The 553-nt window shown below is 35.4% G+C and carries 1 pseudogene; it reads right to left on the reverse strand.

Annotated features, from left to right (window positions below):
- Positions 1-203 precede the first annotated feature (203 nt).
- Positions 204-553 (reverse strand): annotated as a pseudogene (locus IEY73_RS34825) (CagY family CD-EC repeat-containing protein); the annotation flags it as partial.

Genomic DNA, 553 nt, shown 5'->3' on the forward strand with positions numbered 1-553 from the left:
AGAAGATTTGATCTCATTGAGTTTTAAAACTTCTTGGTGCTTGATTCCTTTCTCAAATAAATCATCAAGGCGCTGGCTATCCGGGGTATTGTAGCTGTTTTTAAGCGTTTCTAGGGCGGTTTTGTCGTTATCGTTTTTCTTTTGCTCGTTTAGGGCTAAAAGGGTGGTTCTGGGGAATTTTTCATAAGAGGCGGTGGCAGAAACAAGGGTTTTTTCAGGTTTTCATCTTTGATTAAATCTAAACACTTGATCCTTTCTTCTTCAGTTTTGGCATTTTTGATGCAGTCATTATAAGCCTCTAAAGTCTTTTTCATTTGATCTTGAAGTTTTTTGTCTTTGATAAGCTTCAAACATTCTTCATAGTTGCCACCATTACTAATACATTCATAAAAGGCTCTCAATGGGTTTTTGTCCTCAATTTCTGCAATATTCAAATAGTTGTATAAGGTTCTATTGGGATCGTCATTGAAGAAAAGATTCTTATCGATCATATTGCCTTTTTCATTCCGTTCTTTCAGCAATCGGTTATACTCTTGCCTTATTTGGATTTCAT

It is taken from the genome of Mangrovihabitans endophyticus, from assembly GCF_014646155.1.
GTDB lineage: Bacteria > Actinomycetota > Actinomycetes > Mycobacteriales > Micromonosporaceae > Actinoplanes > Actinoplanes endophyticus.